The following is a 12,392-nucleotide window of genomic DNA, read 5'->3' as shown; positions in this document are numbered from 1 at the left end:
AGGGATGATGTGCCGGTGAGCGCTGAGCACCCGGCTGCCGGGTCCGCACGGGGGACGCTGCGCATCTACCTCGGCGCGGCCCCCGGGGCGGGCAAGACCTACGCGATGCTGGACGAGGCCCACCGGCGGGCCCAGCGCGGCACCGACGTGGTGGTGGCGGTGGTGGACACCCACGGCCGGGTGCACACCGCCGAGCAGCTCGCCGGCCTGGAGGTGGTGCCGCTGCGCCAGGTCAGCCACCGCGGCGTCACTCTGGAGGAGCTGGACGTGGCGGCGGTGCTCGCCCGGCGGCCCCGCCTGGCGCTGGTGGACGAGCTGGCGCACACCAACGCCCCGGGCAGCGTCAACCCCAAGCGCTGGCAGGACGTGGAGCAGCTGCTGGCCGCGGGCATCGACGTGCTGTCCACGCTCAACGTGCAGCACCTGGAGAGCCTGAACGACGTGGTGCAGCAGATCACCGGTGTGGTGCAGCGGGAGACGGTGCCGGACGTGTTCGTCCGCGCCGCCACCCAGGTGGAGCTGGTGGACATCACGCCGGAGGCACTGCGTCGCAGGCTCTCCCACGGGAACGTGTACCCACCGGAGCGAGTGGACGCCGCGCTGAGCAGCTACTTCCGCCCGGGCAACCTCACGGCGCTGCGCGAGCTGGCGCTGCTGTGGCTGGCCGACCAGGTGGACGCCGCCCTCGCCCGGTACCGCACCGACCACCACATCACCGCCACCTGGGAGGCCAGGGAGCGGGTGGTGGTGGCGGTGACCGGCGACGCGGAGTCGGAGACCCTGGTGCGCCGGGCCAGCCGCATCGCCTCGCGCTCCGCCGCCCAGCTGGTGGTGGCCCACGTGGTGCGCGGGGACGGCCTGGCCGGCGACGCGACGCTGACCATGACCAACGTGCGCCGCCTGGCCGCCGATCTCGGGGCCACGGTGCACACCGTGGTCGGCGACGACGTGCCGGCCACCCTGCTCGAGCTGGCCGCGTCGGTGAACGCCACCCAGCTGGTCATCGGCGCCTCCCGCCGCTCGCGCTGGGCCCGCATCCTGGACGAGGGCATCGGGGCGGCGGTGGTCCGCGGCGCCGGCACCATCGACGTCCACCTGGTCACCCACGAACACTCCCGCCACCGCCCGCGCGTGGCGGTGACGGCCGGCTGGCCCCGCCGGGTGCTCAGCTGGCTGGTGGCCGTGGCGCTGCCGCCGCTGGCCACCGTGGCCATGCTCGGGGTGCAGGAGCGCCTGGGCGTCGGCGGGGCCAGCGCGCTGTTCTTCGTGGTGGTGCTGGCGGTGTCGCTGCTCGGCGGGGTGGCCCCGGCGGCGCTGTCCGCGCTGGTCTCCGGGCTGCTGCTGAACTACTACTTCACCGCCCCCACCCACAGCTTCACCATCTCCGAGCCCGCCAACCTCCTCGTCATCCTGGTGCTGCTGACGGTGGCCGTGGCCGTGGCGGCCCTGGTGGACACTGCCGCTGCCCGCACCCGGCAGGCCCGCCGGGCCGTGCAGGAGGCCGAGCTGCTCGCGTCCTTCGCCGCCTCGGTGCTGCGCGGCGCAGACCTGCCCGCCCTGCTGGAGCGGGTGCGCGAGACCTTCGGGCAGCACGGCGTGAGCATCCTCGACGCCGACGACGAGCCCCAGTGCGCGGTGGGCGAGTGCCCGCCGCTGCGCCGGGCCGACGCCGACAGCGTGGTGGAGGTGGACCAGCACGCCCTGGTGCTGGCCGGGCCGGCCGTGGCCGGGCACGACCGGCGGGTGCTCACCGCGGTGGCCAACCAGGCGGCGGCGCTGCTGCGCCAGGAGCGGCTGTCGGCGGAGGCGGACACGGCCCGGGGCCTCGCCGCCGCCGACCAGCTGCGCCGGTCGCTGCTGTCGGCGGTCAGCCACGACCTGCGCACGCCGCTGGCGGCGATCAAGGCAGCGGCCTCCAGCCTGCGCAGCGACGACGTGGACTTCTCCCCCGAAGACACCGCCGAGCTGCTGGCGACCGTGGAGGAGTCCACCGACCAGCTCACCGACCTCGTCGGCAACCTGCTGGACTCCTCGCGGCTGGCGGCCGGGGCGCTGCACCCGCAGCTGCGCACCGTCTACCTGGAGGAGGCCGTGCACCGGGCGCTGCTCGGCCTGCGCAAGGGGGCGCTCGGCCGGGGCTGCGCCGGGCCCGAGCAGGTGGTGGTGGAGGTGGGACCGGTGACGGTGCTGGCCGACCAGGGCCTGCTCGAGCGGGTGCTGGCCAACCTGGTGGACAACGCGCTGCGGCACGCGGCTGGCTCGGTGGTGCGGGTGCAGGCCGCCGAGGTGGGCGAGCGCACCGTCATCACGGTGGCCGACTCCGGCCCGGGGGTGCCGCGCGGCAGCGAGGACGCGGTGTTCGAGGCGTTCCAGCGGCTCGGCGACCACGACAACACCACCGGGGTGGGGCTGGGCCTGGCCGTGGTCCGCGGGTTCGTGGAGGCCATGGGCGGGACGGTGACCGCGGGCGAGACCCCTGGCGGCGGCCTCACCATGGTGGTCGACCTGGCTCGTGCCGAGGTGGCGGCATGACCACGGTGCTGGTGATCGACGACGAGCCGCAGATCCTGCGGGCCCTGCGGATCAACCTCAGCGTCCGCGGCTACGAGGTGGTCACCGCGGCCACCGGCGCCGCGGCGCTGCGGGCAGCCGCCGAGCGCCGCCCTGACGTGGTCATCCTGGACCTGGGTCTGCCCGACCTGGACGGCACCGAGGTGCTGGCCGGGTTGCGCGGCTGGACCAGCGTCCCGGTGATCGTGCTCTCCGCCCGCACCGACTCCGCCGACAAGGTCGAGGCCCTGGACGCCGGCGCCGACGACTACCTGACCAAGCCCTTCGGCATGGACGAGCTGCTGGCCCGGCTGCGGGCGGCGCTGCGGCGCTCCACCGCCACCGCCGTCAGCTCTGACCCGGTGGTGGTGACGGCGTCGTTCACCGTGGACCTGGCCACCAAGACCGTCACCCGGGACGGGGAGAAGGTGCGCCTGACCCCCACCGAGTGGGCCATCCTGGAGCTGCTGGCCCGCAGCCCCGGCAAGCTCGTCGGCCAGCGCGAGCTGCTGCTGGACGTGTGGGGCCCGGCCTACGCCACCGAGACCCACTACCTGCGGGTGTACCTGGCCCAGCTGCGCCGCAAGCTCGAGCCCGACCCGGCGCACCCGCGGCACCTGCTCACCGAGGCCGGGATGGGCTACCGCTTCGTGGTCTGAGCGCCGAGGACGGCCGTCCATGACCAGGCTGCTCACCGTCGGGCACGGCACCGCCGAGCAGGAGGCGTTCACGCGACTGCGGCCCGAGGCGGGCGTCGACTACCGGTGGGAGCCTCGCTTGGGCGGTCGGCGGTGGCTGAGCGAGCACCGCCGGCGCACTAGCCGGCCGGGCTCTCCTGGGCTGCCTTCTCCTCAGCTGCGGCCGCCAGCGCGGCCCGTGCCCAGCGCGGCAAGATGAAGACACCCTCGGCCTCCACGCACACTCCGCCCTCGTCGGAGATGGTGCCGCGCACGAAGCACTTGATGCCCTCGACGCGGTCGATCTCGCCCTCCGCGTGCAGCGGCTCGTTCAGCGGGGTGGGCCGGCGGTAGCGGACGGTCAGAGTGCCGGTCATGCCCGGTGACCCGCCGGCCTCGGCGGCAGCCCCCAGGATGTTGTCCAGGATCAGCGCCGAGACGCCGCCGTGGGTGAGCCCGGCCGGACCCTCGTAGGCCGCGCCCAGAGTGAAGTCGGCCCACACCCGACCGTCGGGGCCCTCGTGGATGTCCACTGGTGGGGCGATGGCGTTGCGAATGCCCCGCACGGCGTTGCCCCACTCCCGCTTGCGTCCGCTGGGCGACCAGCGCACGCCGAAGGAGCCCGGCATCTGCTTCTCCTGCAGCCGCCCGGTGAGCTCCCGGATCTCGTCGGTGGCCTTGAGCACCACGTCCTCGCCGGTCTCGGTGCGCAGCGCGGCGTCGATCAGCTCTCGCACGCTCTGCGCCAGCCCGCCGTAGAGCGCGGCCTGGCGGTCGATCTCGGCGTCGCTGACGTCGTCCTGGATGTAGCCAGACATGCGGTGGGAGTCCCTTCGAGCGAGCGTGGTGGTGAGTCGAGCTGTGGCCTGCGCCACCGGACGCCCCCTGACATGGCAAGAGCCCCCAGGAGATCCCGGAGGGCTCGGTCAGGCGGCAGTCGCTGCAACCAGGTAACGGGGGTCACAGACCTGCTCAGCGTTGGTTGCCGCAGGTCAGTGGCCGACGGCAAAACGGTACTCGGGCGCCAGCCTCCGCTGGTTCACCGGGTTCTGGCTCCGCAGGTCAGTGGCCCACCCCGACGAGCGCGGGTGATCAGCGGCACCCCGCCTCGCACTGCGGGGCCGCGGGAGCCGTCCTACTGTCACCTCCAGTCACAACAGAGCTGAAGGGGTGTCTGTGTCCGAGCTGACCGAGCCTGGTGCCGCGAGCCAGCTGTGCGCGCTGTGCCTTCGCGACCTCCCGGTGGACGGCGCCGCGGTGGTGATGCTGGCCGGTCAGAACACTCGCCGCCTGCTGCACGCCACCGACGAGACCGCCTACGTGCTCGACGAGCTGCAGTTCACCCTCGGCGAGGGACCGTGCCTGACCGCGTTCACGCTGCCCAAGCCGCTGTTCGAGAACGACATGGTCGGCGCCGCGGCGATGGCACGCTGGCCTGGATACGCGCGGGAGGCGGCGATTGCCGGCGCGGGCGCCGCCTTCGCGTTCGCCCTGCGGATCGACGGCACGGCGTTCGGGGTGCTCGAGCTCTACCGCCGTGCACCGGGACCGCTGAGCGAGGAGTCGGTGGCCACCGCGCAGCAGCACGCGGACTCCCTTGCCGGGCCCGTGCTCGACGAGGGCCTGGCCGGGCTCGGCACGGTCCTCTCGCCCACCTTCCCGGACAGCAACCCGGCGCGCATGCACCTGGCGCGGATGACCGACCGCAACGATGTCCACCAGGCCGCCGGCATGCTGGCAGTGCGCCAGGGGATCTCCGTGCCCGATGCCCTGGCCGTGCTGCGCAGCACCGCGTACGCGGAGAACCGGTGGGTGGTCGAGGTGGCCCAGGAAATGTTGCGCGACAACGGCAACAAGATCGTCTGAGCCTTCCGGGGCCGGCGCGCACCGGCACCCGGCACGGGGTGGGGCGCTGGTGCTACCGGGGGCGGTCCCGCCAGGCCGCGGTCGACCACAGCGCCCAGGCGACCAGCAGCGGCTGGAAGAACAGCCGCACCAGGCGCTTGCGGTCGGTGTCCAGGCCGAAGGCGTCGGCGTGGTCGAGGTACTGGGCGATGTTGCCCGGGAACACGGCGACGAAGAAGGCGGCGACCAGCAGGCCCACCCCGATGCGCCCGCGGCCGAACGCGATGAGCGCCCCGCCGAGCCCGATCTCCACCAGCCCGCTCAGCAGCACCACCGGGTCCTCCCCGAGGGGCACCCAGCCGGGCACCTGGGCCTGGAAGTCCTCGCGGGCGAAGGTCAGGTGGCTCACCCCGGCGAAGGCCAGCACCGCACCGAGCGCGATCCGGGCAGCCGACCGGGGGCGGGAGGTGGGCGCGGCGCTCAGCACGGTCATCGACTCACCCTAGCCACGGATGCGCCGCACCCGGCGCCTCAGACCAGGCGCAGGGGTCGGTGCGGCGGCGCCGGCAGCTCCACCACCACCGGGTCGCCGGGGCGCACCTGCCCGCCGACGAGCACCACCGCCATCACCCCGGCCTTGCGCCGCACGATGCGTCCACGGTGGTCGCGGTCAGACACCGCTCGGCGCAGCCCCGGCTGGAACCGGTCGATCAGCACGCAGGGGTTGCGCAGCCCGGTGAGCTCGACGACCGACTCCGCGCCCAGGCTCAGCCGGGTGCCGGTGGGCAGCGCCAGCAGGTCCACCCCGCGAGTGGTGACGTTCTCCCCCAGCGCCCCGGGAGCCACCTCGAAGCCCTCGGCGCGGAGCTCGTCGTGCAGCTCGGCCTGCAGCAGGTGCACCTGGCGCAGGTTGGGCGCGGTCGGGGTGCGCGACGCCGCCCAGCGGTGCTGCACGGTGGCGCCGGCGTGGGCGTCACCGTCCACGCCGAGCCCGGCCAGCAGCCGGATCGCGTCCTGGTTGGTCTTGCTGAACGCGTGCTTCGCTGCCCGGCTCACCGCTTCCACCTGCACGGCAGCAGACCTTAGCGCTCAGCCCAGCGGACGCACGGTGGTGGCGATCTGCTCCACCACCGCCGCACTCACCTCGTCCGGCACGCCCCGGGCGGCGTGCACCACCAGCACGAAGGCGCGCCCGGGGGTCGAGCCGGGCAGTGCGTAGGCGTACATCGCCCCCGCCGGCGCCGAGCACTCCTGCTTCTTGGCCAGCGGCGCGGTCACCTCCACCAGCGAGCCGGTGCCGGCCGGGCTCACCACCGTCCGCGGGGCACCGGGTGCCAGCGGGGGCACCACCCCGGCGTCGTCGGTGAAGGCCACCGTCGCCCACCGGGTGGCCACCTGGAGAGCCGCGGCGGCGGGATCAGCCTGGTCGGAGCCGGTGAGCGCGGAGTTGGCCTTGGACGTGAACTGGTCGCAGAAGTCGCTGGCGAAGGAGGTGTAGCCCTTGCCCACCACCCGGTCCCCGCTCTTGGTCTCGAAGCCGCCGATGGTGTCCTCCGAGGCCACCTTCCAGCCGGGCGGGACGTCGTAGGCCGCACCCCGGTCGGACGAGGCCACCGTCTGCCAGCCCGCCACCAGCGGCGGCGGTGCCGCGGCGGCGGTGGACGTCGTCGTCGGCGGCGTGCTGGTGGTGGTGGCGGGAGCGGTGCTGGTGGTCGAGGGGGTGCTGCTGGTGGTGGGCGCGGGGGTGCTGCTGGTGGGCTGGGCGGTGGCCGGCGCGCTCGCCGGCTGGTTGAGCACCACCACCACGACGGCGACGACCAGCACCACCACCAGCGCGGCGGCCGAGGCGATGGCCACCAGCGCCGTGCGGGAGCTGCCGCTGGTGGGCACGGGCTGATGGGCAGGCGTCGCGGTCGCGGTCGGCGCAGCCCACCCAGTCGGCGGTGCCGCAACAGGAGCTGACGCAGCGGGGGGCGCCACCACGGACGCGCCCAGCACGGTGGCGCTCGTGTCGCCGTGGCCGAGCACGCTGAAGCGGGTGGCGAGGGAGTCGGCGACCCCGGGGGTGCGGGCGAAGCCGCCCAGCAGGACCACGCCGGCCAGGTCGTTCGGCGCCACCCCGGCCTGCTGCAGCGCACCACCGAGGAGGTCCAGCCCCCGGCTCAGCTGCGGCGCCAGGAGGTGGTCGAGCTCCTCGCGGCTCAGCGGCAGGCTCGCGAACGGCGGTGGCAGCGCCACGGCGGTCACCGACTCGGCGGAGAGCTGCTCGCGGGCGAGTCGCACCCGCTGCCGCAGGGCCAGAGCCGACCGGCGGCTGGGCAGGTCACGCGGCTGCACCAGGCTCTGCCACGCCGCCGGGTGCTCGCCGGAGACGGCAGCGCCCACGTGCTCCACCAGCAGGGCGTCCGCCCCCACTCCCCCGACGCCGCCCGCGCCGGCGGCCGCCAGCAGCCGCGGGCCGCCCGCACCCACCACGACCACGGCCGTGCTCAGCCCGCCGGCTCCCACGTCGTGCACCACGAATGGCTGGTCGGTGGGGACCAGCCCGGCTCGGTGGCAGTGCGCGGCCGCCGCCAGCACCGAGGGGACCACCCGCACGTCCGCCCGCGCCCACGGCGTCGCGGCGACGGCGCTGCGCAGGGCCTGCGTCTGAGCCGCCGACCAGTACGCGGGCACCGCGAGCAGCACCTGGCCGGGGTGCTGGTCAACCAGCTGGTGCACCGCCTCGCCCACCGTGGTCAGCACCGCGGCGAGGGCGTCGACCACCCGGACCGGTCGCCCGCCCAGCACCAGGGCGCTCTCCGGTGCCCGCAGCACTGGGTGCGCCTCGTAGCGGTCCGGCTCGTGCTGGCCCCAGTGCCGGGCCTCGCTGCCGGTGAGCAGGCTGCCGTCCTCGTGGGCGTACACCGCCGAGGGCATCGACGCTGCCCCGTCGAGCTCCACCACCCGCGGGGGGACGCCCGGCCCGGCCAGCGCAGCCTTGGTCCGGTCTGCACCCAGGTCCACAGCCAGCTGCCACATCATTTGTCTCCCAGTGAGTTCCGCGTGACCGTCATGCTGTCACGCGGAAGGCACCGGCCCGAGCAGCCGCACGACTCGCGTCACCCCCGGCCCCCGACCCGTGGGCGAGCGCCTCGTCACCACCCACCCCCAGCAGGCACTATGGTTAGCCTCGCCTTAGTGTGTGCCGAGCGGTCTCTCCAGACTGGACGGTTCGACGTTCGGGACCGGACAGCGTTGTCCTCCCACCTGCACCACCTGTGCTCCGGCACGCCGAAGCCTCGCTCCAGCACGCGCGCGCGGACACCCGCCGCCGGTACCACCTTCGAAAGGACGCACATGTTCCGCGCCAAACGCCTCGCCACGCTCACCGTGGCCGCGCTGCTGACGGCCACGCTGGCCGCCTGCTCGTCCTCGGCCACCGACACCGAGGCCAACGCCGGCACCACCAGCGGCGACACCTGGACCCCGGTGACCATCGAGCACGCGCTCGGGAAGACGGTCATCGAGAAGAAGCCCGAGCGGGTGGCGACGGTCAACTGGGCCAACCACGAGGTTCCCCTGGCTCTCGGCATCGTCCCGGTCGGCATGGCCGCCGCCAACTTCGGCGACGACGACACCGACGGGCTGCTGCCCTGGGTCAAGAAGAAGCTCGACGACCTCAAGGCGCCGACCCCGGTGCTCTTCGACGAGACCGACGGCGTCGACTTCGCGGCGGTGGCCGACACCAAGCCGGACGTCATCCTCGCGTCGTACTCGGGCCTGACGCAGCAGGACTACGACACCCTCAGCCAGATCGCCCCGGTCGTGGCCTACCCCGAGGCCGCTTGGGCCACGCCGTGGCAGGACATCATCAAGCTGAACAGCAAGGCGCTGGGCAAGGCCGCTGAGGGCGACAAGCTGATCGCCGACATCCAGCAGCAGGTCAAGACCACGGTCGCCAAGTACCCGCAGCTCGCCGGCAAGTCGGCCATGTTCGTCACCCACATCGACCCCAGCGACGTGAGCCAGATCGGCTACTACACCACCCACGACACCCGGACCCTGTTCTTCGAGGACCTGGGGCTGACCACGCCGGCCAGCGTCGCGAAGGCCTCGGCCGACACCAAGAAGTTCTCGCTCAAGCAGAGCTCGGAGCAGATCGACTTCTTCAACGACGTCGACATCATCACCGGCTACGGCGACGCCGACGGCAAGCTCCTGCAGCAGCTGCAGAGCGACCCGCTGCTGTCCAAGATCCCCGCCGTCCAGCGTGGCTCGGTGACCCTGCTGCCCGGCAGCACCCCGCTGGCCACCGCCGCGAACCCGACCCCGCTCGCCATCTCCTGGGTGCTCGAGGACTACGTCAAGCTCCTCGCCGCAGCCGCGGACAAGGTGAAGTGACGAAGCTCGACCCTCTGCCGACGCCGGACGCCGCACTCGTGCGGCGTCCGGCGTCGGCGCGCACCCTGTGGCTGCTCGCCGCGATCGTGCTGCTGGCGGCCGTCGCGCTCGCCTCCGTGGCCATCGGCTCGCGCACGGTCGGCTGGGGCGACATCCTCGCCGGCCTCAGCGGGAGCGAGGCCACCCTGGAGGAAGCCGCGGTCAGCAAGCGGGTTCCCCGCACCCTGCTCGCGCTGATCGTGGGTGCCGCGCTCGGGCTGTCCGGGGGCGTCATGCAGGGCGTCACCCGCAACCCGCTGGCCGACCCCGGGATCCTGGGCGTGAACATGGGTGCCTCGCTCACCGTGGTCCTCGGCATCACCTTCTTCGGCCTGACCTCCCCCACCAGCTACATCTGGGTCGCCATCGCCGGGGCCGCCGTCGCGGCCACCTTCGTCTACGCCGTCGGCTCGCTGGGCCGCGGTGGCGCCACCCCGCTCAAGCTCGCCCTGGCCGGGGCCGCCACCTCCGCCGCCCTCGCCTCGCTCGTCACCGCGATCACCCTGCCCCGCAACGACATCGCCGGGGGCATTCGCCTCTGGCAGATCGGCGGCGTCGGCGGTGGCTCGTACGACAAGATCGGGCAGATCCTGCCGTTCCTGCTCGTGGGCTTCGCCCTCTGCCTGCTCTCCGCCCGCGGGCTCAACTCCCTGGCCCTGGGTGACGACCTGGCCGCCGGGCTGGGCGAGAACGTCGTCGTGGTGCGCGCGCTCGCCGCGGTCGGGGCCGTGGTCCTGTGTGGCGCCTGCACCGCCGTGACCGGGCCCATCGGGTTCGTCGGGCTCGTCGTGCCGCACGCCTGCCGGCTGCTGGTGGGGGTGGACCACCGCTGGATGCTGCCGTTCTGCGCGCTCCTCGGTGCGTCCCTGCTCACCGCCGCCGACGTGGTCGGCCGGATCGCCGCCCGCCCCGGCGAGCTCGACGTGGGCATCGTGACGGCGCTGATCGGCGCCCCGTTCTTCATCTACATCGTCCGGCGACAGAAGGTGCGGGCCCTGTGAGCGTGCAGACGGCGGCAACCCCAGCCCCGAAGCCACCGGCACCGAAGCCGGCGACCCCGACGGCGGTGCTGGTCGCGCGGGGCCGGCGGCGGCGGGGCCGGCGGCGCCAGCTGGTGATGGCGGTGCTCGCCGCGCTGATCGTGGCCGCCTTCGCCGTCAGCCTGATGTGCGGCGACACCTTCTACCCGCCCGCCGAGGTGTGGCAGGTGATCCGCGGCGAGCAGGTGCCCGGCGCCACCTTCACCGTCGGCCGGCTGCGGCTGCCGCGCGCGGTGCTGGCCGTGGTGGCCGGACTGTGCTTCGGCCTGGGTGGCGTCACCTTCCAGACGATGCTGCGCAACCCGCTGGCCAGCCCGGACATCATCGGCATCAGCTCCGGGGCCAGCGCGGCGGCTGCCTTCGCCATCATCACGCTGTCCCTCGGCGAGACGCAGGTGTCCATCTTCGCGATCGTCGCCGGCCTCGGGGTGGCGCTGCTGGTCTACGTCCTGTCCTTCAAGGACGGCGTGGTCGGGACCCGGCTGATCCTCATCGGCATCGGCCTTGCCGCGATGCTCGACAGCCTGACCGCCTACGTGCTCTCCACCGCGGCCGAGTGGGACCTGCAGCTGGCCACCCGCTGGCTGACCGGCAGCCTCAACGGCGTGGCCTGGACGCAGGTGGTGCCGGTGCTCGTCGCCCTGGTGGTGCTGGCCCCGGTGCTGCTGGGCCAGGCCCGCAACCTCACCACCAGCGAGCTGGGCGACGACACCGCCTCGGCCCTGGGCGTGCGGGTGGACCGCACCCGCCTGGTCGTCATCATCGCCGCGGTCGGCCTGATCGCCTTCGCCACCTCGGCCGCCGGACCCATCGCCTTCGTCGCCTTCCTCTCCGGGCCCATCGCCGCCCGGCTGGTGGGCCCCGGCGGGTCGCTGCTGGTGCCCGCCGCCCTCGTCGGAGCCCTGCTGGTGCTGGTCGCCGACTTCTGCGGCCAGTTCGCCTTCGACACCCGCTTCCCGGTGGGGGTGGTCACCGGCGTGCTCGGTGCGCCCTACCTCGTCTACCTCATCGTCCGCACCAACCGCGCGGGAGGCTCCCTGTGACCACTACCCACACTCTCGCCGTCGAGGACCTCACCCTCGGCTACGGCGACCGGACGGTCATCGAGTCCCTCGACCTGCTGGTGCCGCCCGGCAAGATCACCGTGATCGTCGGGGCCAACGCGTGCGGCAAGTCCACGCTGCTGCGGTCGATGTCGCGGCTGCTGTCCCCGCAGGCGGGCCGGGTGGTGCTGGACGGCAAGTCGCTGCACCGCCTGCCGGCCAAGGAGGTGGCGCGCACGCTGGGGCTGCTCCCCCAGTCACCGATCGCCCCCGAGGGCATCACCGTCGCCGACCTCGTCGGCCGCGGCCGCCACCCGCACCAGTCCCTGTTCTCCCGGTGGAGCAAGGAGGACGACGCCGCCGTCGCCGACGCACTGGACGCCACCCAGACGGCGATGCTGGCCGACCGCTCCGTGGACGAGCTCTCCGGCGGCCAGCGGCAGCGGGTGTGGATCGCCATGGCGCTGGCCCAGCAGACCGACCTGCTGCTGCTCGACGAGCCCACCACGTTCCTCGACGTCAGCCACCAGGTGGAGGTCCTCGACCTGCTCACCGACCTGAACCGCTCCCGCGGCACCACCATCGTGATGGTGCTGCACGACCTCAACCTGGGCGCCCGCTACGCCGACCACCTCATCGCCCTCGCCGGGGGCCGGCTGCACTCCGCCGGCGAGCCCAACGAGGTGCTCACCGAGGAGTGCGTGCGCACCGTGTTCGGCCTGGACTGCCAGGTGATCCCCGACCCCACCTCGGGCAAGCCGCTGATGCTGCCGATCGGGCGCCACCACGTCACCGCGGCGGCGCACCACTAGCGC

Annotated in this window: 11 protein-coding genes; 7 read left to right on the top strand and 4 right to left on the bottom strand. The window is 73.7% G+C overall.

All coding sequences use genetic code 11. The annotated features are described in order from the left end of the window. Nucleotides 1-15 precede the first annotated feature (15 nt). A complete protein-coding gene (locus AC3YO9_RS07525; RefSeq protein ID WP_489982734.1) occupies nt 16-2,532 on the top strand; it encodes a DUF4118 domain-containing protein in 2,517 nt (838 codons plus the stop codon). Then, on the top strand, nt 2,529-3,209 hold the full coding sequence (locus tag AC3YO9_RS07520; RefSeq protein ID WP_127783620.1) for a response regulator: 681 nt from the start codon (nt 2,529-2,531) through the stop codon (nt 3,207-3,209). The genes AC3YO9_RS07525 and AC3YO9_RS07520 overlap by 4 nt, the downstream gene beginning before the upstream one ends. A gap of 158 nt (nt 3,210-3,367) precedes the next feature. Here the strand turns inward: AC3YO9_RS07520 and AC3YO9_RS07515 are convergent, their stop codons facing one another. Beyond that, nucleotides 3,368-4,045 carry a PaaI family thioesterase gene (locus AC3YO9_RS07515; protein ID WP_489982733.1) on the bottom strand — a complete coding sequence of 226 codons (678 nt, stop codon included), beginning with the start codon at nt 4,043-4,045 and terminating at the stop codon, nt 3,368-3,370. A 358-nt stretch (nt 4,046-4,403) separates the two neighbouring features. On the opposite strand from AC3YO9_RS07515, the gene AC3YO9_RS07510 reads away from it, so the two are divergent. Then, on the top strand, nt 4,404-5,093 hold the full coding sequence (locus AC3YO9_RS07510; RefSeq protein WP_489982732.1) for an ANTAR domain-containing protein: 690 nt from the start codon (nt 4,404-4,406) through the stop codon (nt 5,091-5,093). A gap of 52 nt (nt 5,094-5,145) precedes the next feature. Here the strand turns inward: AC3YO9_RS07510 and AC3YO9_RS07505 are convergent, their stop codons facing one another. Genes AC3YO9_RS07505 through AC3YO9_RS07495 form a run of 3 tightly spaced genes read right to left on the bottom strand, consistent with a single transcriptional unit; the run spans nt 5,146 to nt 8,093 of the window. Beyond that, nucleotides 5,146-5,565 (bottom strand): DoxX family protein, encoded by a 420-nt coding sequence (locus AC3YO9_RS07505; RefSeq protein WP_489982731.1) that lies wholly within the window; start codon nt 5,563-5,565, stop codon nt 5,146-5,148. A gap of 38 nt (nt 5,566-5,603) precedes the next feature. Next, nucleotides 5,604-6,128 (bottom strand): MOSC domain-containing protein, encoded by a 525-nt coding sequence (locus tag AC3YO9_RS07500; RefSeq protein ID WP_489982730.1) that lies wholly within the window; start codon nt 6,126-6,128, stop codon nt 5,604-5,606. Between the two features lie 33 nt (nt 6,129-6,161). Further along, the gene (locus AC3YO9_RS07495; RefSeq protein ID WP_489982729.1) at nt 6,162-8,093 is read right to left on the bottom strand and encodes a DUF8017 domain-containing protein; all 1,932 of its coding nucleotides are present in this window, start codon (nt 8,091-8,093) and stop codon (nt 6,162-6,164) included. Between the two features lie 318 nt (nt 8,094-8,411). On the opposite strand from AC3YO9_RS07495, the gene AC3YO9_RS07490 reads away from it, so the two are divergent. The 4 genes from AC3YO9_RS07490 (at nt 8,412) to AC3YO9_RS07475 (ending at nt 12,389) form a co-directional block, all read left to right on the top strand. Further along, on the top strand, nt 8,412-9,455 hold the full coding sequence (locus AC3YO9_RS07490) for an iron-siderophore ABC transporter substrate-binding protein (RefSeq protein ID WP_489982728.1): 1,044 nt from the start codon (nt 8,412-8,414) through the stop codon (nt 9,453-9,455). After that, the gene (locus AC3YO9_RS07485) at nt 9,452-10,495 is read left to right on the top strand and encodes a FecCD family ABC transporter permease (RefSeq protein ID WP_489982727.1); all 1,044 of its coding nucleotides are present in this window, start codon (nt 9,452-9,454) and stop codon (nt 10,493-10,495) included. The genes AC3YO9_RS07490 and AC3YO9_RS07485 overlap by 4 nt, the downstream gene beginning before the upstream one ends. A gap of 116 nt (nt 10,496-10,611) precedes the next feature. Then, nucleotides 10,612-11,577: an iron chelate uptake ABC transporter family permease subunit gene (locus AC3YO9_RS07480; protein WP_127784863.1), complete on the top strand. Its 966-nt coding sequence runs from the start codon at nt 10,612-10,614 to the stop codon at nt 11,575-11,577. Next, nucleotides 11,574-12,389: an ABC transporter ATP-binding protein gene (locus AC3YO9_RS07475; protein WP_127783627.1), complete on the top strand. Its 816-nt coding sequence runs from the start codon at nt 11,574-11,576 to the stop codon at nt 12,387-12,389. The genes AC3YO9_RS07480 and AC3YO9_RS07475 overlap by 4 nt, the downstream gene beginning before the upstream one ends. The last annotated feature ends 3 nt before the right edge of the window (nt 12,390-12,392 follow it).

It is taken from the genome of Rhodococcus sp. Z6_132 (assembly GCF_058133635.1).
This window is presented reverse-complemented; position numbering and strand designations above follow the sequence as displayed.

Excerpts from the sequence above, each read along its gene's own strand:
- AC3YO9_RS07480 (WP_127784863.1), top strand. The coding sequence starts at position 10,612 with ATGGCGGTGCTCGCCGCGCTGATCGTGGCCGCCTTCGCCGTCAGCCTG.
- AC3YO9_RS07515 (WP_489982733.1), bottom strand. The coding sequence starts at position 4,045 with ATGTCTGGCTACATCCAGGACGACGTCAGCGACGCCGAGATCGACCGC.
- AC3YO9_RS07490 (WP_489982728.1), top strand. The coding sequence starts at position 8,412 with ATGTTCCGCGCCAAACGCCTCGCCACGCTCACCGTGGCCGCGCTGCTG.
- AC3YO9_RS07520 (WP_127783620.1), top strand. The coding sequence starts at position 2,529 with ATGACCACGGTGCTGGTGATCGACGACGAGCCGCAGATCCTGCGGGCC.
- AC3YO9_RS07495 (WP_489982729.1), bottom strand. The coding sequence starts at position 8,093 with ATGTGGCAGCTGGCTGTGGACCTGGGTGCAGACCGGACCAAGGCTGCG.
- AC3YO9_RS07505 (WP_489982731.1), bottom strand. The coding sequence starts at position 5,565 with ATGACCGTGCTGAGCGCCGCGCCCACCTCCCGCCCCCGGTCGGCTGCC.